The sequence below is a fragment of the Pseudomonas sp. PF05 genome, assembly GCF_056521845.1.
In genome coordinates, this window is sequence record NZ_JBWLPW010000004.1 from 254086 (window position 1) to 273901 (window position 19816).

23 protein-coding genes are annotated in these 19816 nt (G+C 59.1%); 3 read left to right on the forward strand and 20 right to left on the reverse strand.

Going from position 1 to position 19816, the window contains the following annotated elements; genetic code table 11:
• The 16 genes from queE to AC09SL_RS10295 form a co-directional block, all read right to left on the reverse strand.
• Complete coding sequence (gene queE / locus AC09SL_RS10220) at positions 1 to 648, reverse strand: 7-carboxy-7-deazaguanine synthase QueE (protein ID WP_003205025.1); 648 nt, start codon at positions 646 to 648, stop codon at positions 1 to 3.
• 167 nt (positions 649 to 815) lie between these two features.
• Positions 816 to 1649, reverse strand: a complete 834-nt coding sequence (ybgF, locus tag AC09SL_RS10225) for a tol-pal system protein YbgF (protein WP_058542610.1) — start codon at positions 1647 to 1649, stop codon at positions 816 to 818.
• A 6-nt stretch (positions 1650 to 1655) separates the two neighbouring features.
• Positions 1656 to 2153, reverse strand: a complete 498-nt coding sequence (gene pal / locus AC09SL_RS10230) for a peptidoglycan-associated lipoprotein Pal (protein WP_003178634.1) — start codon at positions 2151 to 2153, stop codon at positions 1656 to 1658.
• Positions 2154 to 2205: 52 nt separating this feature from the next.
• The gene (gene tolB / locus AC09SL_RS10235) at positions 2206 to 3507 is read right to left on the reverse strand and encodes a Tol-Pal system beta propeller repeat protein TolB (RefSeq protein WP_058542611.1); all 1302 of its coding nucleotides are present in this window, start codon (positions 3505 to 3507) and stop codon (positions 2206 to 2208) included.
• Positions 3504 to 4583: a cell envelope integrity protein TolA gene (tolA, locus tag AC09SL_RS10240; protein ID WP_058542612.1), complete on the reverse strand. Its 1080-nt coding sequence runs from the start codon at positions 4581 to 4583 to the stop codon at positions 3504 to 3506. The genes tolB and tolA overlap by 4 nt, the downstream gene beginning before the upstream one ends.
• Complete coding sequence (gene tolR, locus AC09SL_RS10245) at positions 4583 to 5035, reverse strand: protein TolR (protein ID WP_161798348.1); 453 nt, start codon at positions 5033 to 5035, stop codon at positions 4583 to 4585. The genes tolA and tolR overlap by 1 nt, the downstream gene beginning before the upstream one ends.
• A 23-nt stretch (positions 5036 to 5058) precedes the next feature.
• The gene (tolQ, locus tag AC09SL_RS10250) at positions 5059 to 5754 is read right to left on the reverse strand and encodes a protein TolQ (RefSeq protein WP_058542613.1); all 696 of its coding nucleotides are present in this window, start codon (positions 5752 to 5754) and stop codon (positions 5059 to 5061) included.
• Positions 5744 to 6211, reverse strand: coding sequence for a tol-pal system-associated acyl-CoA thioesterase (gene ybgC, locus AC09SL_RS10255; protein WP_003205037.1), 468 nt, complete (start codon positions 6209 to 6211; stop codon positions 5744 to 5746). The genes tolQ and ybgC overlap by 11 nt, the downstream gene beginning before the upstream one ends.
• Positions 6212 to 6337: 126 nt before the next feature.
• Positions 6338 to 7399: a Holliday junction branch migration DNA helicase RuvB gene (ruvB, locus tag AC09SL_RS10260; protein WP_003178599.1), complete on the reverse strand. Its 1062-nt coding sequence runs from the start codon at positions 7397 to 7399 to the stop codon at positions 6338 to 6340.
• Complete coding sequence (ruvA, locus tag AC09SL_RS10265) at positions 7400 to 8008, reverse strand: Holliday junction branch migration protein RuvA (protein ID WP_058542614.1); 609 nt, start codon at positions 8006 to 8008, stop codon at positions 7400 to 7402.
• Positions 8009 to 8122: 114 nt separating this feature from the next.
• Entirely contained in the window at positions 8123 to 8647 is a 525-nt protein-coding gene (gene ruvC / locus AC09SL_RS10270) for a crossover junction endodeoxyribonuclease RuvC (protein ID WP_003178595.1), read from the reverse strand.
• A gap of 288 nt (positions 8648 to 8935) precedes the next feature.
• On the reverse strand, positions 8936 to 9682 hold the full coding sequence (locus AC09SL_RS10275; protein ID WP_018614256.1) for a YebC/PmpR family DNA-binding transcriptional regulator: 747 nt from the start codon (positions 9680 to 9682) through the stop codon (positions 8936 to 8938).
• Between the two features lie 122 nt (positions 9683 to 9804).
• Positions 9805 to 11580: an aspartate--tRNA ligase gene (gene aspS, locus AC09SL_RS10280; RefSeq protein WP_058542615.1), complete on the reverse strand. Its 1776-nt coding sequence runs from the start codon at positions 11578 to 11580 to the stop codon at positions 9805 to 9807.
• Between the two features lie 75 nt (positions 11581 to 11655).
• Positions 11656 to 11877, reverse strand: coding sequence for an FmdB family zinc ribbon protein (locus tag AC09SL_RS10285; RefSeq protein WP_003178589.1), 222 nt, complete (start codon positions 11875 to 11877; stop codon positions 11656 to 11658).
• Positions 11878 to 12083: 206 nt separating this feature from the next.
• Positions 12084 to 12425, reverse strand: a complete 342-nt coding sequence (locus tag AC09SL_RS10290) for a ribbon-helix-helix domain-containing protein (RefSeq protein ID WP_058542616.1) — start codon at positions 12423 to 12425, stop codon at positions 12084 to 12086.
• Positions 12426 to 12634: 209 nt separating this feature from the next.
• Positions 12635 to 13108 carry a Dps family protein gene (locus AC09SL_RS10295; protein ID WP_014339923.1) on the reverse strand — a complete coding sequence of 158 codons (474 nt, stop codon included), beginning with the start codon at positions 13106 to 13108 and terminating at the stop codon, positions 12635 to 12637.
• A gap of 395 nt (positions 13109 to 13503) precedes the next feature.
• On the opposite strand from AC09SL_RS10295, the gene AC09SL_RS10300 reads away from it, so the two are divergent.
• Positions 13504 to 14109, forward strand: a complete 606-nt coding sequence (locus AC09SL_RS10300; protein ID WP_058542617.1) for a cold-shock protein — start codon at positions 13504 to 13506, stop codon at positions 14107 to 14109.
• 77 nt (positions 14110 to 14186) lie between these two features.
• On the opposite strand, the gene AC09SL_RS10305 is transcribed toward AC09SL_RS10300, so the two are convergent.
• Together AC09SL_RS10305 and AC09SL_RS10310 are read right to left on the reverse strand one after the other, a co-directional pair.
• Entirely contained in the window at positions 14187 to 14393 is a 207-nt protein-coding gene (locus AC09SL_RS10305) for a SlyX family protein (protein WP_042728752.1), read from the reverse strand.
• A 3-nt stretch (positions 14394 to 14396) separates the two neighbouring features.
• Entirely contained in the window at positions 14397 to 14822 is a 426-nt protein-coding gene (locus AC09SL_RS10310; RefSeq protein WP_058542618.1) for an HIT family protein, read from the reverse strand.
• 885 nt (positions 14823 to 15707) lie between these two features.
• Between AC09SL_RS10310 and AC09SL_RS10315 the strand changes: the two genes are divergently transcribed.
• The gene (locus AC09SL_RS10315) at positions 15708 to 16982 is read left to right on the forward strand and encodes an OprD family porin (RefSeq protein WP_058542619.1); all 1275 of its coding nucleotides are present in this window, start codon (positions 15708 to 15710) and stop codon (positions 16980 to 16982) included.
• 148 nt (positions 16983 to 17130) lie between these two features.
• Here the strand turns inward: AC09SL_RS10315 and AC09SL_RS10320 are convergent, their stop codons facing one another.
• On the reverse strand, positions 17131 to 17973 hold the full coding sequence (locus AC09SL_RS10320; RefSeq protein ID WP_058542620.1) for a mechanosensitive ion channel family protein: 843 nt from the start codon (positions 17971 to 17973) through the stop codon (positions 17131 to 17133).
• A 257-nt stretch (positions 17974 to 18230) separates the two neighbouring features.
• Positions 18231 to 18716 carry a YajQ family cyclic di-GMP-binding protein gene (locus tag AC09SL_RS10325; protein ID WP_003205057.1) on the reverse strand — a complete coding sequence of 162 codons (486 nt, stop codon included), beginning with the start codon at positions 18714 to 18716 and terminating at the stop codon, positions 18231 to 18233.
• A gap of 142 nt (positions 18717 to 18858) precedes the next feature.
• Here AC09SL_RS10325 and AC09SL_RS10330 point away from each other — a divergent pair, with 142 nt between their 5' ends.
• Positions 18859 to 19776 carry a putative 2-dehydropantoate 2-reductase gene (locus AC09SL_RS10330; protein WP_058542621.1) on the forward strand — a complete coding sequence of 306 codons (918 nt, stop codon included), beginning with the start codon at positions 18859 to 18861 and terminating at the stop codon, positions 19774 to 19776.
• The last annotated feature ends 40 nt before the right edge of the window (positions 19777 to 19816 follow it).

A 19816-nucleotide genomic window follows, 5' to 3' on the forward strand; every position in this document is an offset into this window, starting at 1 on the left:
TCAGCGCCCCGGCTCGTCGTTCCAAAGATATTTATGCAACTGCAGTTGCAGGCGCACCGGCAGGTTATCCGCCACCACCCAGTCCGCCAGGTCCCGGGCGCTCAAATCGTGATGGCTTGGTGACAACAACACTTCGCCAGCCCGCTGGTCGAGCCCGTACTGAATCAGCTTGGACACGGCCCAATCGTAATCTTCCCGCGAACAGATCACGAACTTGACCTGGTCGTTGGGGGTCAGCAGCTCGATATTCTCGTAACGGTTGCGGTGCGCTTCCTTGGAGCCTGGAGTCTTCAGGTCCACGACGCGACTGACGCGCGGGTCGACGGCCGAGATATCCAGGGCGCCGCTGGTTTCCAGCGAAACCTCGTAACCGGCATCACACAACTGCTTGAGCAAAGGGATGGCGTTAGGTTGCGCCAATGGCTCACCGCCCGTGACGCAGACATAACGCGGACGATAACTGGCCACTTGCTCCAGGATATCGTCGAGGGTTCGCAGGGTGCCGCCGCTGAATGCGTAGGCACTGTCGCAGTATTGGCAACGCAACGGGCAACCGGTGAGGCGCACAAATACTGTGGGCAGCCCAGCCGTCCGTGTTTCACCCTGCAACGAGTAAAAAACTTCGGTGATTCTCAATGTGTCTTGCATAGTCGCCACGGGCGTAACAGCTAAACAGGCTGTCCGCCTCCGTCAGGCACTTCAAGGAACCCCGCCAACGCGCAGATCCCAAAAAGCGTGTTTCATAAAAAGGGCGTGAATTCTAACGAAAAAACCCGCGACAGGCGCGGGTTTCTTCAAGACAGGGTCAAGCCGACTTACATGCGTTGCAGATCACGCTGGGCCAACTGGGCGGCGGATGTACCCGGATATTGGGCCACCACCTGCTGCAGAATGCCTTTTACCTTGTCGGTGTGACCAAGGCGACGCTCTACGTCAGCCAGCTTGTACAGCGAATCCGGCACCTTGGCGTGCTTGGGATACAGTTGCGAAACCTTGGCAAACGCCTGGCCGGCACCTTGCAGGTCGCCCTTGGCCAGGTTCACTTCACCCAGCCAGTACTGGGCATTGCCCGCGTACTGGCTGTTTGGGTATTTGCGCAGGAAAGCGGCAAAAGCCTGGCTGGCCTTGTCGAAATCCTTGGCCTTGATCAGGTCGAAGGCAGCATCGTAGTAGAGCTTTTCCTTCGCCGGATCAGCCGGCTCGCCACCGGCGGCAGGTGCTGCGGGAGCGGCTGCTCCCGCGCCTGCGGCTGCACCGGGGGCGTTCAAGTCGCCACCGGCAGGAGAATTCTCAGGAGTCGCGGCAGGTGCAACGCCGGTTCCTATGCGCCGATCAAGATCCTGGTATCGCTCCAGGTTTTCCTGCTTCATGCGCGACACTTCATTTTGCAGAACTTCGATCGCGCCTTGTTGGCGTGACAGCTGATCCTGCATTTGCTGGAGCTGGTTGAACAGCACGCCCTGTGCCGAGACAGGGGCCGAAACCCCTCCCCCGGCATAGGCGCCGTTCGTACCGTAACCTGCAGGCGGATAACTGCTCCCGCTATTGTTATAGCCGGTATCGTTATCGACCACAGGAACCGCAGCCCACGCCGCAAGCGGCGCGAGACTGAGAGCCAGGACAGTTACAGCACGACGGCACGTTCGCATGACGAATTACTTACGCAGTTCGACGCGACGGTTTTGAGCCCAGGACTGCTCGTCGTTGCCGGTAGCAACTGGACGCTCTTCGCCGTAGGAAACCAGTTCCAGCTGAGCTGGGGAAACACCTTGCAGTACCAGGTAGCGTTGAACGGCTTTCGCACGACGCTCGCCCAGAGCCATGTTGTACTCACGAGTACCACGTTCGTCGGTGTTGCCTTCCAGAACGACGCGAGCGCCGTTGGCTTTCAGGTCCTTGGCGTGAACGTCCAGAGCGCGCATGGCTTCTGGCTTCAGGTCCGAGCTGTCGTATTCGAAGTAGAAGGTGGTGATTGCGCGCAGAGCAGCTTCTTCGCTCAGGGAGCCATCAACTGCACCAGTGTTAGCGCCGTAACCAGCGTTTGGATCAACAGCACCTTCACCGGCATTGTCGCCGCCTTTGGACGAGCAACCTACAGCTACAGCCATGGCCAGAGCCAGCGCAGCAAATTTACCAAACTTCAGCATTTCCATCGTGAAACTCCTAATGAACCCCAGTGTGTTAAGTAAAACGTGTAGCGCCGCGTCAGTTCAGGTAAGGGGACCAGGACGGTTCTCTGACTTCGCCTTGAGCGGTAGGAAGCGGGAGCCTCACGCGTCCGTTAATGGACACGAGCATCAAGACTCCCCGGCCCTGCTGGCGGGTGGCGTAGATTACCATGGTGCCGTTGGGCGCAACAGTGGGCGACTCATCCAGAGTGCTATCAGTGAGGATTTTTACGCTACCGCGCTGCAAATCCTGGGCCGCCACCTTGAAATTGGTAAAACCATCCTGGCGATGGATCATCACCAGGGTCTTTTCGTCCGCCGACAGCTTAGGGTTGGCGTTGTAGTTACCGACGAATGTCACGCGTTCGGCAGCGCCACCACCGGCACTGGTCTTGTAGATCTGTGGCTTGCCGCCACGGTCGGAGGTGAAGTAGATGGTCGAGCCATCCTTGCCCCAGAACGGTTCGGTGTTGATGCCCGGGCCGTTGGTGACGCGGGAGATCGAACGCGAAGCCAGGTTCATCACGTAGATGTCCGGGTTACCGTCCTTGGACAGCACGAACGCCAGGCGCGAACCGTCCGGCGACCAGGCTGGCGCGCCGTTCAGGCCTTCGAAGTTGGTGATCTGCTCACGACGACCGGTGTCGATGTGCTGCACGAAAATGCGCGGACGCTTCTGCTCGAACGAGACATAGGCAATGCGCTTGCCATCGGGAGCGAAGCGCGGCGACAGGATCGGCTCGCGCGATTGCAGCAAGGTCACCGCACGCGCGCCGTCATAGTCGGAGCGTTGCAGGGTGTAGCGGGTGTTGTTTTGGGAGAAGCGTTCGGCCGTCACGTAGAGCATGCGGGTAGAGAACGCGCCCTTGATGCCGGTGAGTTTCTCGAACGACTGGTCGGAGATGTAATGCGCCATGTCACGCAGTTGATCGACGCTGCCCGACACACTGCCGGTCAGCACTTGCTGCTCGGTGGCGACGTTGAACAGGGTGTACTGCACCTGCAGGCGACCGCCGGCCGGCACGATGCTGCCGACCATGAGGTACTGGGCGCCCAAGGCTTTCCAGTCACGGTAGATGACTTCGCTGGCCTGGGTCGGCAGGCTGATCATGTTCTGTTTCGGAATCGGCGCGTAGTAACCCGAGTTGCGCAGGTCGTTGCCGATGATTTCCGCCATGTCGTCCGGCAGGACGCTGCCGCCCTGCCAGCCGAACGGTACGACGGCGATCGGCGTCGCCCGGTCGCTGCCGCTGGTGACCAGGATATTCTTTTCCTCTGCTACCGCTATCCCTGCCAGGCAGCAGATAACGACCAGCATTGATCGAAGAAGGTTTCTCACAAGGCTAGATCCTCAGGTGTGAATGTCATCTTGAATGAACGATAGGGAGCAAAGTCGCTCGGTTTCATTCCTTGCATTTCCGTCAATCGCCCAATGTTCTTGACCGCTGCGACCGCCGAAGCGTCGAACGGGCCGTCACCACTGGACTTGGCGACGTTGACCGAGGTAACCGTACCGTCGGGCAACATGCCGATTTGCAATACTACCGTCATGCCTTTACGCGCCGAAGGTGGACGAGCCCAGCCTTCTGCCGCTCGGGCGCGAATCAAATCATCGTAGCTGCCGGCGACTTCGTCGCCCTGCTCATCGGCCAAGGCCTGCTGGCGCTCCGGCGTGTCGGAAAGCAGATCTGCCAAGGCCTGGGCCTTTTTGTCTTCGGCGGATTTACGCGCTGCGTCCTGGGCCTTTTTCTTGGCGGCGTCGGCGGCGGCTTTCTTCTTCGCGTCTTCGGCGACTTTCTTTTTCGCCTGTTCAGCTTCAGCTTTCTTCTTGGCGTCTTCGGCCGCTTTTTTCTTCGCGTCCTCGACGATCTTTTTCTTCGCTTCTTCAGCGGCCGCTTTCTTGGCTTCTTCTTGCGCGGCTTTCTTGGCTTCTTCTTCGGCTTTCTTCTTGGCTATATCAGCCAATTGTTTCTCTTCTGCCTTTTTGGCCTCGGCGGCTTTCTTCGCTTCGTCGGCTTTCCTGGCTTCGTCAACCTTTTTCGCCTCGTCAGCTTTCTTCGCCTCATCGGCCTTCTTGGCTTCCTCGGCCTTTTGAGCCGCTTCCTCTTTCTTTTGTTCCGCGGCCTTTATCGCTTCCTGCTCGACCTTCTTCTGCTCCATCTGCTCGACTTCGGTCTGGCGCGCAGCAGATTTCTTCGCCTCACCGGCGAGTTTCTGGTTGGTCTGGGTGGTCGCCTGGCTTTTCGACTTGAGCTGGTACAACGTCGCCTGCACGATCGGCTTGGCTGGCGGCAGCTCTGGAGTCATGGCAAAACTGACGAACAGCATGCCGAACACCAGCACATGCAGGCCGATTGCCAGGACGCTGGGCCAGAAGTAGCTTTCCGAGGCGGACGGCTCTCGCTGTTGCTGCATCAGGGGGCCTCGGTGATCAAGCCAACATTACCGACCCCGGCTTTCTGCAGGCCGCCCATGGCGCCCATCACGGCACCGTAGTCGACGGTCTTGTCGCCGCGAATGAAGACCTGGGTGCGCTTGCCGGCATCGTTGCCGACACGAATGATCTTGGTCACCGCGTCGGTCATCTGCGGCAAGGTCATGGCCCGGTCCTGCTGCTTCTCGGTGTCGACTTCGCTGCCAAGGTTCCAGTAGTAGGTCTTGTCGGCCTTGATCGAAATGGTCAGTACCTGGGTGTTGTTGTCTTGCGGCAAGGCTTCGCTGGAAACCTTGGGCAGATCGACCTTCACGCCCTGATTGAGCATGGGTGCGGTCACCATGAAAATGACCAGCAGTACCAGCATCACGTCGATGTAGGGCACCACGTTCATCTCGGCAACCGGCTTGCGCTTTTTTCGGGCTCGAGCGATTAAAGCCATTGGGAAATACCTGCTTATTCTTCGCTGGTGTGCACTTTACGGTGCAGGATCGCCTGGAATTCATCGGCGAAGGTGTAGTAACGGCCGGTCAGCATTTCGCTGCGGGCGGCGAAGCGGTTGTAGGCGATAACGGCCGGAATGGCCGCGAACAGGCCGATGGCGGTGGCGACCAGTGCCTCGGCGATGCCCGGGGCCACGGTGGCCAGGGTCGCTTGCTGGGCAGAAGCCAGGCCACGGAAGGAGTTCATGATCCCCCACACTGTACCAAACAGACCAATGTACGGGCTGACCGAACCGACGGTGGCCAGGAACGACAGGCCCTGTTCGAGTTTTTCTTCCTCGCGGGAGATGGCGACGCGCATGGCACGGGCCACACCTTCCATCACCGCTTCCGGGTCAACGCCCGGCTGCTGGCGCAGGCGGGAAAACTCCTTGAAGCCGGCACGGAAGATCTGCTCCACGCCCGAATCCGGGTCCGGATTACTGCCAGCCTGGCGGTAGAGTTTGGACAGGTCGATGCCGGACCAGAAGCGCTCTTCGAAGCTCTCCAAGGCTCGACGACCGGCGCGCAGCATGTTGCTGCGCTGAAAAATCATGATCCATGAGGTCACCGATGCGGCTACCAGGATCAGCATTACCAGTTGCACCACGACGCTGGCATTGCTGACCAAGCTCCACATGGAGGTATGGTCGACGACGTTAGCTTCCACGCTTTATCTCCTGCTCTGAGTGTGTACCGGCGCCGCTCACGCCGGCAAAGGCCGCGCGTAGAGCTTCGGGAATGGCCCGGGGTTTCAAACTATGGGTGCGCACACAGGCCACCAAAAACTGCCCTTCACAGAGCAGCACGTTATCCGTAGCCCGCCTGACCTGCTGCTTGAAGCGCAGGCTGACACGGTTCAATTCGATGACATCGGCACTTACCACCAACTCGTCGTCCAGTCGCGCCGGCGCGTGGTAGCGCGCTTCGCTGGAATGCACGACGAATAACAGGTCCTCCCCTGCCAGCGCGGATTGGGCGAAACCCAGTTCCCGCAGCCGTTCGGTTCGAGCCCGTTCCATAAACTTGAGGTAATTGACGTAGTAGACGATGCCGCCAGCATCGGTGTCCTCGTAATAAACGCGACAGCGATGTGCGAACGACTCCAGCCCGTTTTGCGCGCGCATACTCTAGTGCTTACTCCTCAGGTTGCCAATCGGCCTGGCAACTGTTTTTTCATTCTCGAACGCATTGACGTTCCAGGCGTCGTCTGGGACAGCACGAACCGGAAAAAAGTCGGCGAACAGAGCTCGTTAATCGTCCACGGCATCGAGGAATTCGTCTACCACCGGCATCTCACCCATTCGTGTCGGGATGTTTAAGCCAAAATGCAGATAAGCGTGGCGGGTCACCACGCGCCCGCGAGGGGTACGCATGATGTAGCCCTGCTGGATCAGGTATGGCTCCAGCACATCTTCAATGGTGTGGCGCTCTTCGCTGATGGCCGCGGCGAGGCTGTCCACGCCCACCGGGCCACCGTCGAACTTCTCGATCATGGTCAGCAGCAGGCGCCGGTCCTGGTGGTCGAAACCACGCTCGTCAATGTCCAGCAGGTTCAACGCCAGGTCGGCAATCGGCTTGGTGATGTGACCCTTGGCCCGGACTTCGGCAAAGTCCCGGACCCGGCGCAGCAGTCGGTTGGCGATCCGCGGCGTACCCCGGGCACGACGGGCGATCTCATAGGCACCGTCCGGGTCCAGCGGCAACCCGAGGATGCCCGCCGAACGGCTGACAATCGTCGCCAGGTCGGCGTTGTTGTAGAACTCCAGGCGCTGGACGATACCGAAACGATCCCGCAGCGGGTTGGTCAGCATCCCGGCACGGGTGGTGGCGCCCACCAGGGTGAAGGGCGGCAGGTCGAGCTTGATGGAGCGTGCGGCCGGCCCTTCACCGATCATGATGTCGAGCTGGAAATCTTCCATGGCCGGGTACAGCACTTCCTCGACGATCGGCGACAGCCGATGGATTTCGTCGATGAAGAGCACGTCATGGGGCTCAAGGTTGGTCAGCAGCGCCGCCAGGTCACCCGGTCGTTCGAGGACCGGCCCCGACGTGCTCTTGATCGAGACGCCCATTTCCTGGGCAATGATGTTGGCCAGGGTGGTCTTGCCCAGGCCCGGCGGGCCGAAGATCAAGGTGTGGTCCAGCGACTCGCTGCGCCCACGGGCGGCCTGGATGAACAACTCCATCTGCTCGCGCACCGTCGGTTGGCCGATGTAGTCGGCCAGGCTGACAGGACGAATCGCGCGGTCCTGGATTTCCTCGCGGTCACGGGGCGCGCCCGTGGCGGCGATCAGGCGGTCAGCTTCAATCACTTAAATCATTCCCTTCAGGGCGCGACGAATCATATCTTCGGTACTCAAGCCTTTTTCCTTGATCGCAGAAATCGCCTTGCTGGCTTCCTGCGGCTTGTAGCCCAGGGAGATCAGGGCGGTGACTGCATCGTTTTCGGCGCTGACCGCAGGCGCAGGCGCATCCGGCTGGTTCGGCACCAGGGCGAACATCGCCGGCACCGCTTCCCAGGCCTTGAAGCGATCCTTGAGTTCGACCAGCAGGCGCTCGGCGGTTTTCTTGCCCACACCTGGCACCTTGGTCAGGGCCGAGGTGTCCTGGGACTGCACGCAACGCACCAGTTCGTCGACCTCCAGGCTAGACATCAAGGCCAGGGCCAGTTTCGGGCCGACGCCATTGAGACGGATCAGCTCGCGGAAGAAATCCCGCTCGCGCTTACCGACGAAGCCATAGAGTAACTGCGCATCCTCGCGCACGACCAAATGGGTATGAAGGGTCAGCGGCTCGCCGACCGACGGCAAGCGATACAGCGTGGTCATGGGCACTTCCAGCTCATAGCCCAGGCCGTTTACATCCAGAATCAGGTGCGGCGGCTGTTTTTCAGCCAGGGTGCCGCGCAAGCGTCCAATCACGTTTCAGATCCTTGGGTGTTGGCCAGCCTGCTGGCTGGCGAGTAACAGCCCGGGCATAGGGCCGACGACACAGGCGCAAGATGCTCGGGCTCACGAAAGATTGCGCTGATGCTATCAGAGACGCAGGCGCCCGCCACGACTGCGTGCGGTTCCCAGGCCGTGAGGCAACAGGCTGGAACGGGTATGGGCATGGCAAATGGCGATGGCCAGGGCATCGGAAGCATCGATCTGCGGCTTGCTGACCAGTTTCAACAGGTGCATTACCATCATTTGCACCTGCTCCTTGTTCGCCGCCCCGGTTCCGACGACCGCCTGCTTGACCTGGGTCGCGCTGTACTCGGCGATCTCCAGGTTTTCCTCGGCGCCAGCCACAATGGCTGCGCCCCGGGCCTGCCCCAGCTTCAAGGCCGAGTCGGCGTTGCGCGCCATGAAGACCTTTTCGATGCCCATGGTGACCGGCCCATAGGTCTGGATGACCTCGCGCACGCCGCGATAAACGATCTGCAAGCGTTCATGCAGCTCACCCGCCCCGGTGCGGATACAACCAGATGCGACGTACACGCAGCCGCGCCCGGTATCGCGAACCACACCGTAGCCGGTGATGCGCGAACCAGGGTCGATACCAAGGATTAAAGTCATAGCGCCTGCGAAAAGGTAATGCGGGTTACAAGAGGATACAGCTCATCAAAGGCTTGCAGTGAATCCGTGGCGAGAGAGCCAGCTCCCGCCGGGCTACGCAGGAGCTGTGTAGGAGCTGTCGAGTGCAACGAGGCTGCGATCTTTCCCCAGACACTTGAATCTCAAGCGAAAGACCAAGACCAAGATCAAAAGATCGCAGGCTTCGCCAGCTCCTACAGGTTCCAGCGGGAGCAAGCTCCCTCGCCACAATGGTTCCACACAAACTTAAGTGAGCAGCATTACGCTCCGTCAGCCCAGCTGTTCAGCCACCGACTCCGGAATGTCAGCGTTAGAGTAGACGTTCTGCACATCGTCCAGGTCTTCCAGCATGTCGATCAGCTTGAGCACCTTCTCGGCGCCTTCCAGGTCCAGTTCGGCACTGGTGGTCGGCTGCATGACGATTTCCGCGTCGGCGGGCTTGAAACCGGCCGCCTCCAGGGCGTTGCGCACGGCATAGAAGCTGGCGAACGATGTGAACACATCGAACGAACCGTCTTCATGGCTGACCACGTCATCGGCATCGGCCTCCAGGGCCGCCTCCGTCAGGGCATCTTCATCGAGGCCCGGCGCGAAGCTGATTTGCCCCTTGCGCTCGAACAGATAGGCCACCGAGCCGTCGGTGCCCAGGTTGCCACCGCATTTGCTGAACGCGTGACGCACGGCGGCGGCTGTACGGTTGCGGTTGTCGGTCATGCATTCGACCATCACCGCCACGCCGCCCGGGCCATAACCTTCGTAGGTCAGTTCTTCAACGTTGTCAGCTTCGGTCGCACCCGCGCCACGGGCGATGGCCCGGTCGATGATGTCGCGGCTCATATTGGCACCCAGCGCCTTGTCCAGGGCCAGGCGCAAGCGCGGGTTGGAACCCGGGTCGCCGCCACCCTGGCGGGCCGCGACCGTCAGCTCACGGATCCACTTGGTGAAGATCTTGCCTCTCTTGGCATCCTGACGTTCTTTGCGGTGCTTGATGTTCGCCCACTTGGAATGACCTGCCATAACTCGCTCCGGTTTTTCTTTGAAACTATTGCCCGCCCTGCGCTTGCGCAACCGCCGGCAACCAGAAATATCGACCCCAATGAAAAGGCGCATCCGAAGATGCGCCCTCTCAGGTGCCAGCCTTACTCAGCCTTTGGCTGTTCACGCAGACGGATGTGCAACTCGCGCAGCGCCTTGGCATCCACCACACCCGGCGCCTGGGTCATGACATCGGCCGCGCTCTGGGTTTTCGGGAATGCGATCACTTCACGGATCGACTGGGCGCCCGTCATCAGCATCACCAGGCGGTCCAGGCCGAAGGCCAGGCCACCGTGGGGCGGCGCGCCGTATTTCAGGGCGTCGAGCAGGAAGCCGAACTTCTCTTCCTGCTCGGCTTCGTCGATGCCCAGCAGACGGAACACCGCCTGTTGCATTTCCTTGCGATGGATACGGATCGAACCGCCACCCAGCTCGGTGCCGTTCAGGACCATGTCGTAAGCGCGCGACAGAGCGGTGGCCGGGTTGGCCTCCAACTCTTGCGGCGAGCACTTCGGCGCGGTGAACGGGTGATGCAGTGCAGAGAAGCTGCCGTCGTCGTTTTCTTCGAACATCGGGAAGTCAACGACCCACATTGGCGCCCACTCGCAAGTCAGCAGCTTCAGGTCGTGACCCAGCTTGATACGCAGCGCGCCCAGGGCTTCGCTGACGATCTTGGCCTTGTCGGCGCCGAAGAACACGATGTCGCCGTCAACTGCGCCCACGCGATCGAGGATCACATTGAGGTTGGCTTCCGGGATGTTCTTCACGATTGGCGATTGCAGGCCATCAACACCCGCGGCGCGTTCGTTGACCTTGATGTAGGCCAGGCCCTTGGCCCCGTAGATGCCGACGAACTTGGTGTAGTCGTCGATCTGCTTGCGCGGCATGCTGGCACCGCCAGGAACGCGCAGGGCCGCGATACGGCATTTCGGGTCGTTGGCCGGGCCGCTGAACACCTTGAACTCGACGTCCTTGAGCTGATCGGCCACGTCCACCAGTTCCAGCGGGTTACGCAGGTCCGGCTTGTCGGAACCGTAGCGGCGCATGGCCTCCTCGAAGGTCATGTGCGGGAACTCGCCGAATTCCAGACCCAGCACTTCCTTGAACAGGTTGCGGATCATGCCTTCGGTCAGGCCCATGATGTCTTTTTCGTCGAGGAAGCTGGTCTCGATGTCGATCTGAGTGAACTCAGGCTGACGGTCGGCACGCAGGTCTTCGTCGCGGAAGCACTTGGCGATCTGATAGTAGCGATCGAACCCGGCCACCATCAGCAACTGCTTGAACAGCTGAGGCGATTGCGGCAAGGCGAAGAAGCTGCCGGGGTGGGTACGGCTCGGCACCAGGTAGTCGCGGGCGCCTTCCGGCGTGGCGCGGGTCAGGATCGGCGTCTCGACGTCGAGGAAGCCGTTCTCGTCCAGGTAACGACGGATGCTGGTGGTCATGCGCGAACGCAGGCGCAGCTTCTCGGCCATTTCCGGGCGACGCAGGTCGATGAAGCGATAGCGCAGGCGGGTTTCTTCGCCCACGTCGGAGTATTCGTTGAGAGGGAACGGCGGGGTTTCCGACTCGTTGAGCACTTCCAGCTCATAGCCCAGCACTTCGATCATGCCGGACGCCATGTTGGCGTTGCCGGCACCGGCCGGACGCAGGCGCACCTTACCGGTGATCTTGACCACGTATTCGCTGCGCACGCGGTCGGCGGTGGCGAAGGTGTCAGCGCGGTCCGGATCGAATACCACCTGGGCCAGGCCTTCACGATCACGGATATCGAGGAAAATCACCCCGCCATGGTCACGGCGACGATGGACCCATCCGCAAAGAGTAACTTCCTGACCTTCCAGGCTTTCGTTCAGTTGGCCGCAATAATGGCTGCGCATCATGGTAGTGGTTTCACTTCTCGTAATTCGAAATTCGGTTGGAGGACCTGCCCGTGCAAGCACTCGCGCGTGTTCAACTCAATCAGCTTTGTCGCCACCGGCCAAATTCTTCTTGGCGCCGGTCTTGAAGTCGGTTTCATACCAGCCTGTGCCGCCGAGGCGGAAACCTGGCATGGACAGCATCTTTTTCAGTTCTGGCGCCTGGCAGGCAGGGCAGTCGACCAGCGGTGCCGCGCTGATCTTTTGAATGGCTTCCATCTGATGACCACAGGAAGCACATTGATAATCGTACATCGGCATGGGGGTTGTCTCGGCGATCAGGTTACTCGCGCAAAGGCTGGGCTTTGCGGCAAAGAGCGGGATTATATCCATTAAATGCGGCCTGTGCAGCCGTAAGACCGCGTGTAGGAGCTGACGAGTGCAACGAGGCTGCGATCTTGCCCCAGACACTTGAGTCGCAAGCGAAATCAAGATCAAGATCAAAAGATCGCAGCCTTGGGCAGCGCCTACGCCGCACCATGATCCATTCCCGCCTCCTTCAAACTGTGCACCACGCAAACCACACGCACCAGCGCGCTAAAATTGCGCACCCCGCCATGGCGCAGGTGCACTTCCCTGTCGACATGGGACAGCAACGTACTGATGGAGCAGCTGTTGAGCTGGGCCATGTCGCCGAGGATATCCCAATAGACCTGTTCCAGCCGCAGACAGGTGGCGAACCCGTTCAGACGAATGGACCGGGCCAGGGGACGCACCAACTGCATATCGAACCCCCTGACGAACGGATCGACGCTGATGGGCTGGAAACGCCCATGCCCCCCCTCCCCCGGTTCTTTTCCTTGAATCATACCGTTGACACTCCTTTGCCATACGAGCCTCTCAGCTGGAACAATCCATCTGTGGCTCTATGGAAGCTCAACGGCATCGCCAGTTCCAGACGATTTTATGACCATGGACGTAGGACAAGCCAACAGCAGGCAGGCGACGAATTACGCCGTCCTACACGCCGCTCGCTGGGAATGCTGCCCACTCCACGTCAGCACCTGCCTGGGGGGGGTCACTGTCCCTCCAGCAACGCGCGCAGCATCCACGCGGTCTTTTCGTGAACCTGCATGCGCTGGGTCAGCAAGTCGGCGGTGGGCTCATCGCTGACCTTGTCCAATAAAGGAAAGATGCCACGGGCCGTACGCGTTACCGCTTCCTGACCCTCGACCAGCTGCCGGATCATGTCTTCGGCACCCGGCACCCCTTCCTCTTCCTTAATAGAAGACAAGCGCGCGTACACCGAGTAGGCCCCTGGGGCCGGGAAACCCAGGGCGCGAATTCGCTCGGCAATCAGATCCACCGCCAGGGCCAGCTCATTGTATTGCTCCTCGAACATCAGGTGCAGGGTCCGAAACATGGGCCCTGTGACGTTCCAGTGGAAATTGTGGGTCTTGAGATACAGCACATAGGTGTCCGACAGCAGGCGCGAAAGCCCGTCGACGATGGACTTGCGGTCTTCTTCACTGATACCGATATCAATTGCCATGTTGGTTGATCTCCTGACGGTGATGAATTCGACAACGCCCCAAACTCTAGTGGTTTTGGCCGCCTATGGCCTGCGACAGATCGCCAGCCCTCCTGAACCGACAAGCCAGGACAGCGAGCGGTTCCGACGCCCCGTAGGATTCAACGCCGTTTGCCTGGCACCTTCAAGCAGCGGCTGGTCTTTTCTGGCCGACGAACAGCGCGGTACGCGCCCGTAACGAGTTTGAGAAGGCCGGGGCTTTGCTGTTAAATAGGCAGTGTGTCGCTACGCTTATTTTCCCGGGTGTGGCGCATAGGCTGATTCGGGTACGTGTCCAACGCCTCTCATTGTTTCGAAGCGAACCGCCCCCGACCAGCTCTTCCTTAGTGATCTGTCTTAACCGTGAGCCAATCAAAATGTTGAAAATCGTCCACTTGCTAATGGGCGCAGCTGCCCTGCTGCTGTCCTTCATCCCTAGCCTGGGTTCCGAAGCCACACCTTACCTGCAACACCCCGATGCACTGTACCTGGCCTTTTTCGGCCTGCTCAACCTGACCCTTGCACCCGTCATCCCTTACTGGAACAAAGGTCCACGTCACCAACTGCAAAACCTGGTCAGCGTCCTGCTGGTGCTGGCCGTTGCCCTGCAAACCCTGGCCCTGCTGGCGCCTATGCCGCAAATCGGTGGTCAACCGGCCATTGTGTTCAGCCTGGGTGCAGCACTGCTCGCCGTGGCACTGCACCTGGCCGTCAGCTTCTACAAGAAGTCGGCGCCGGCCGCCGCTGCGCAGAACTACGACATGTCCAACCGCGATACCGGCACGGTGAAGTGGTTCAACACCTCCAAAGGGTTCGGCTTCATCTCCCGCGACTCCGGCGATGACATTTTCGTGCATTTCCGGGCCATTCGTGGCGAAGGCCATCGCGTCCTGGTGGAAGGCCAGCGCGTGGAGTTCTCCGTGATGAACCGCGACAAGGGCCTGCAGGCCGAAGATGTGATCGCCGCGCTGCCGCGCCGCTGATCCAAGCGTAAAAAAACCGCGATGCAGCCTGGCTGCTCGCGGTTTTTTATTGCCCGTCAAACGGGAGTCGGGCTCAATCAGTAGTGAGGAGGCGGTGCCTCTTCTTCGAACGACTCGAACTGCCCGGCCATTTCTTCCTGGCGCTTGAGCAACGCCGCCATCTGCAGCTGCAGACGCTCGACGACCCGCTGTTGCTCCACAAGTACATCATTCAATGCCTGGATGGTGTCATCCTGAAACGCCAAGCGGCTTTCCAGATCGGTCACGCGGTCTTCAAGGTTCATGATTCAGCCCTCCAGAAACTTGAAATCATCGGTCAAGGCCACCCGCAACCGTTCACGAATCGCCGCGACCTGCCCTGCATTATAAGGCTGCGCCGGGTGCTTGCCCCAGACCGGCGCAGGCCAGGCGGCATCATCACGCCTACGCACGATGACATGCATGTGCAATTGACTGACGACGTTACCCAGGGTTGCAACGTTCATCTTGCCGGCATCGAACGAATCCTTGAGGGTTTCGGCCAGCGCCGTGGTTTCTTTCCACAGCTGTTGCTGATCAGCGTCATCCAATTGAAACAATTCGCTGATATCTTCCCGCCGCGGTACGAGAATGAACCACGGGTAGTTCGAATCGTTGGACAAGAGCAACCGGCACAACGGGAAATCACCGATGGGCAATGTGTCTTGTTGCAGTCGTGGATCTAAAGCGAACACCGCGCGTACTCCTCGCTCGTTATCGGTTCTGCCCGGTTGGCGGCCCGCAGGCCTGCACCGGACTCAGATACGCAGCATACCTTCGAACGCGGGATCGATCACGGCGTACCGTCCGGATACCCGGCCTTCGAATGTTTTTCTCAACGCACGGCATCAACCTGTGCATGCAGGCGCACCAACACAGCGCAAGCGACACGACACGCTCCTGACAGGACCGTGCCAGGGCTCGGGAAAGGCATCGAGGCTGGAAAATTTTCGTACAGCTTGAAAATTTTTTGCACCAAAACAGCACAGTGGGTCTACGCTCAGTGCACAAAGTATCCGTGATTTACTCACTGGGTAGGGTGAACCGGTAACGTTTTTGGTTGTCTCGCCACGTTTGTCGGCGTCAAACACGAGAGACGCACACGAGTCAACCCTATTTAAAACAAGGCCTTTGGAGCCCGGTTTCATGAGGTTTCACCGCTTCAATCGGTAAGATGTGAAAAAAATGTAAACGAAAATCGGGTTTGAGCATGCTTGTTGCATTCATCCCCGCACTGTCCAAAGGTCTCGCCGGAAGCGGGAACCTGCCGACATACAAATTAAAGTGGCAAGGCTGCCCTCAGGAGCTTCAAGCGCGGTAATGACGGACTCTTTACACCGATGCCGGAAAAGAAAAACAACATTAGAGTTGTGAACACGGTTGCGTCGGATGAGCTGAATACGACATGGATCGAGCCATTGGCGACATGGTCGTAAAGAAGCTGAAAGGTTGAATGGGCAAGTATCGCCAATAATGTCGGCGTGATATAAGTTTGCGCCGACACAAAAAGAAAGAGCCGCCCAGATAAAAAAACAGGTGGGACGGCAGTACTCTTCTAAAAACCAAAGGAGCAAATCACGATGCGCGTGATGAAGTGGAGCATGATCGCACTGGCTGTATCGGCCAGCGTTTCGCAGTTCGCAATGGCCTCTTCCCAGGAAGAATCCAAGGGCTTTTTTGAAGATCAGAGCCTGAATGTCAAAAGTCGTATGCTGTACATGAACCGTGATTTCAAACACGGTGAATCCAACAGCCAGTCCACCCCTAACAAAACTCGTAAAAAAGGTTATCGCGAAGAAACAGGCCTGGGTGTACAGGCTGTTTACGAGTCGGGCTTTACCCAAGGCACCATTGGTTTTGGTCTGGACGCGCTGGCTAATGGCATGGTCAAACTGGACAGCGGCGCCGGTCGTACCGGTAACGGCATGTTCGGCAAGGATAGCGAAGGCCATCCGGAAGACACCCAATCCAGCGCTGGCGGCGCGGTCAAGTTCCGTTTCTCCGACACTGTTCTGAAGTACGGCAACCAGTACGTTGCCAGTCCAGTCTTCTCTACAGACGACAGCCGTCTGCTGCCAGAAGTCGCCACCGGTACTTTGATCACCAGCAAGGAAATCAAAGGTCTCGAATTGAGCGCCGGTCGCTTCACTGCCATGCGTGACCAGGACCAAATGGGCCGCGACAGCCTCGGCTTGAAGACGGCTGACATTGCCGGTGCAACCTACCAGTTCACTGACAACTTTGTAGCCGGTGTAGCTGCTTCCGACATCGAAGACTACTACAAGAAAAAGTACCTGAACCTGAACTACACCATGCCGATCAGCGAGGATCAGTCCCTGAACCTCGACTTCAACGGCTATGACAGCAAAAGCCAAGGTCAGGAGCTGGACGGTGACGTTGACAACCGCATCTGGTCCCTCGCGGCAGCCTATAGCGTCGGCGCTCACAAGTTCACCTTGGCGCACCAACGCTCCTCGGGTGATAGCGGCTATAAGTACGGCGCAGTAGACGGCGGTGGCACTATCTTCCTCGCCAACTCCATCCAATACTCCGACTTCAACGGTGAGGACGAGCGCTCCTGGCAAGCTCGCTACGACCTGAACATGAAGTCCTACGGCGTTCCTGGCCTGAGCTTCATGACTCGCTACGTCAAAGGCGACAACATCACCACTGCTTCCGGTGAAGGTAAAGAGCATGAGTTCGACTTCGAGACCAAGTACGTTCTGCAAAGCGGCCCAGCGAAAGACCTGTCCCTCCGCATTCGTAGCGCAATCGCTCGTTCGAACAATGCCTATGATGGTGGTAACGTCAACGACTTCCGCTTCATCGTCGAATACCCACTGAGCATCTTGTAATTCAGTGCTAATTCGATAGCTGCACCGTAACAAACAAAAACCGCTCACCTGATTCAGGTGAGCGGTTTTTTTGTGCTTATGGCATGTCAGTTTAAAGCAACTTTGTAATTAGCAAGCTAACTAACAATAATCCCATACAGTCAAACCGTTACTGTGCAGCACCTTCGTGGACCATACGAATAACACGTTGTGGGAACGGAATATCAATACCCGCGTCCTTCAAACGATCGCGCGCCTGTTCATTGAGCATGAACATGACATCCCAATAATCAGCCGTCTTGACCCATATCCGCAGTGACACAGTGATAGAGCTGTCGCCCAAGGTAGAAATCACTGCTTGCGGGGCCGGATCAGCCAGCACGCGCTCATCCTTGGCCAGCGCCAGCAACACTTCCCGGGCCTTTTGCAGGTCGGCCTGGTAATCCACGCCGACATCGAACACCACCTTGCGGGTCGGCTGGCGATTGGTGTTGGTGATGATGCCGTTCGACAGATTGCCGTTTGGCACGATGACAGTCTTGTTGTCACCGGTGCGAATCACCGTGTGGAAGATCTGGATGCTGTCGACCGTACCGGCCACACCTTGGGCTTCGATCCAGTCGCCGATGCGGAACGGACGGAACAGCAGGATCAGCACGCCGCCGGCGAAGTTCGCCAGGCTGCCCTGCAAGGCTAGGCCAATCGCCAGGCCGGCGGCACCGATGGCGGCGACGAACGAAGTGGTTTCCACACCGATCATCGAAGCGACGCTGACGATGAGCAATATCTTCAGAATGACGTTGGCCAGGGTACTGATAAACCCTTGCAATGCCAGGTCGGCGTTACGCAGGGCCAGCAGCGCGCCCAGTTTGCGTGTCACTTTGTTGATCAACCACCAGCCGATGGCCAGGGTGATGACCGCCAGCAGCACGCGGCTGCCGTATTCCATGATCATGGGGATCCAGGCCTGGGAAGCCCTGACCAGGTTGTCCACTTCAGCATTCAAGTCCATCTAACTCTCCTTATTTCTGTTGCACGCGGCATCTCTGACGAAGAAACCTGGGAGCTGCATAGAAGCCCCATATAGAAGCCCTGTAGAGCCCTGTAGGAGCTGTGTAGGAGCTGTGTAGGAGCTGTCGAGTGCAACGAGGCTGCGATCTTTCCCCAGACACTTGAGTCTCAAGCGAACGATCAAAAGATCAAAAGATCGCAGCCTCCGGCAGCTCCTACACAAGCCCCCCGTCACAGAATTTCCATACAACCGAAGTATCAGTCGCGGAAGTTGTTGAATTGCAGCGGCATGCCGAATTCCTTGCCCCGCAGTGCCGCAATGGCTTCCTGCAAGTCGTCACGCTTTTTGCCGGTGACCCGCACCTGCTCGCCCTGGATGGCGGCTTGCACCTTGAGCTTGGCGTCCTTGATATGAGCGACGATCTTCTTCGCCAGTTCCTTGTCGATGCCTTCCTTGAGCACGGCTTCCTGTTTCATCAGCTTGCCCGAGGCATAGGCATCCTTGACCTCAAGGCACTGCACGTCGATCTTGCGCTTGACCAGGGCCAGCTTGAGGATCTCGATCATCGCCTCGAGCTGGAAGTCGGCCTCGGCGGTCAGGTTCACGGTCAGGTCTTTTTCCTTGAACTCGAAACTGCCCTTGCCCTTGAGGTCATAACGACGGTCGAGTTCCTTGACGGCGTTTTCAACCGCGTTGGTGACTTCGTGCTTGTCCAGTTCGGATACCACGTCGAATGACGGCATGTAGTGTTCTCCAAATAAAAAGGCGCGCCAGTATCAACGGCGCGCGCTTGGCTTGTGGTTAAAATCGGGCTCATTATAACGGCTCTTTTCCTGCCGACACTGCGAGCCCTCAGATGCCAGCGCCAATCCGAGTAAAAAACTGATGTCCACCACCTGGCATGTCCTGGGGGCCGGCAGTCTCGGCACGTTGTGGGCCACGCGCCTGGCCCGGGCCGGGTTGCCGGTGCGGCTGGTGCTGCGCAACGAAGCCCGCCTGCAGGCCTACCGTAGCGCCGGCGGCCTGACGCTGGTGGAACAGGGCCTGGCGCAGAGCTACCCGATACCTGGCGAAACGGCGGACAGCCCGGAACCAATCAGGCGACTGCTATTGGCCTGCAAAGCCTACGACGCCGAAGCCGCCGTGGCCTCGGTGGCCCACCGCCTGGACGCCGAATCGGAACTGATCCTGCTGCAGAACGGCCTCGGCAGCCAGGACGCGGTGGCCAATTGCGCGCCCCAAGCCCGATGCATCAGCGCCTCCAGCACCGAAGGCGCGTTCCGCGACGGTGACTGGCGCGTGGTGTTCGCCGGCCACGGCTACACCTGGCTGGGCGATCCTGCTCACCCCGTGGCGCCGTTCTGGCTCGACGACCTGGCCGCTGCCGGCATTCCCCATGAATGGAGCGCCGACATCCTCATCCGGCTCTGGCGCAAGCTGGCGCTCAACTGCGCAATCAACCCGCTGACCGTGCTGCATCACTGCAAGAACGGCGGTTTGCAGGAACACCGCTGCGAAGTGGCGACCCTGTGTGCAGAGCTCACCGACCTGCTCGAACGTTGCGGCCAGCCCGCGGCGGCCGAAGATTTGCAGCCGGAAGTCGAACGGGTGATCCAGGCCACGGCCGCCAATTACTCCTCGATGTACCAGGATGTCGCCAATCGGCGCCGCACTGAAATCAGCTACTTGCTCGGTTATGCCTGCAAGATCGCCCAACGCCACGAGCTGACCGTGCCGCACCTGGAACAACTGCGCCAGCGACTGATTGTCCACTTGCACAACCTCGGATTGCCCAGCGACTGAGCAGCGGCTACGCTGGCCCTCGTGTTCCTTTTTAGCGACG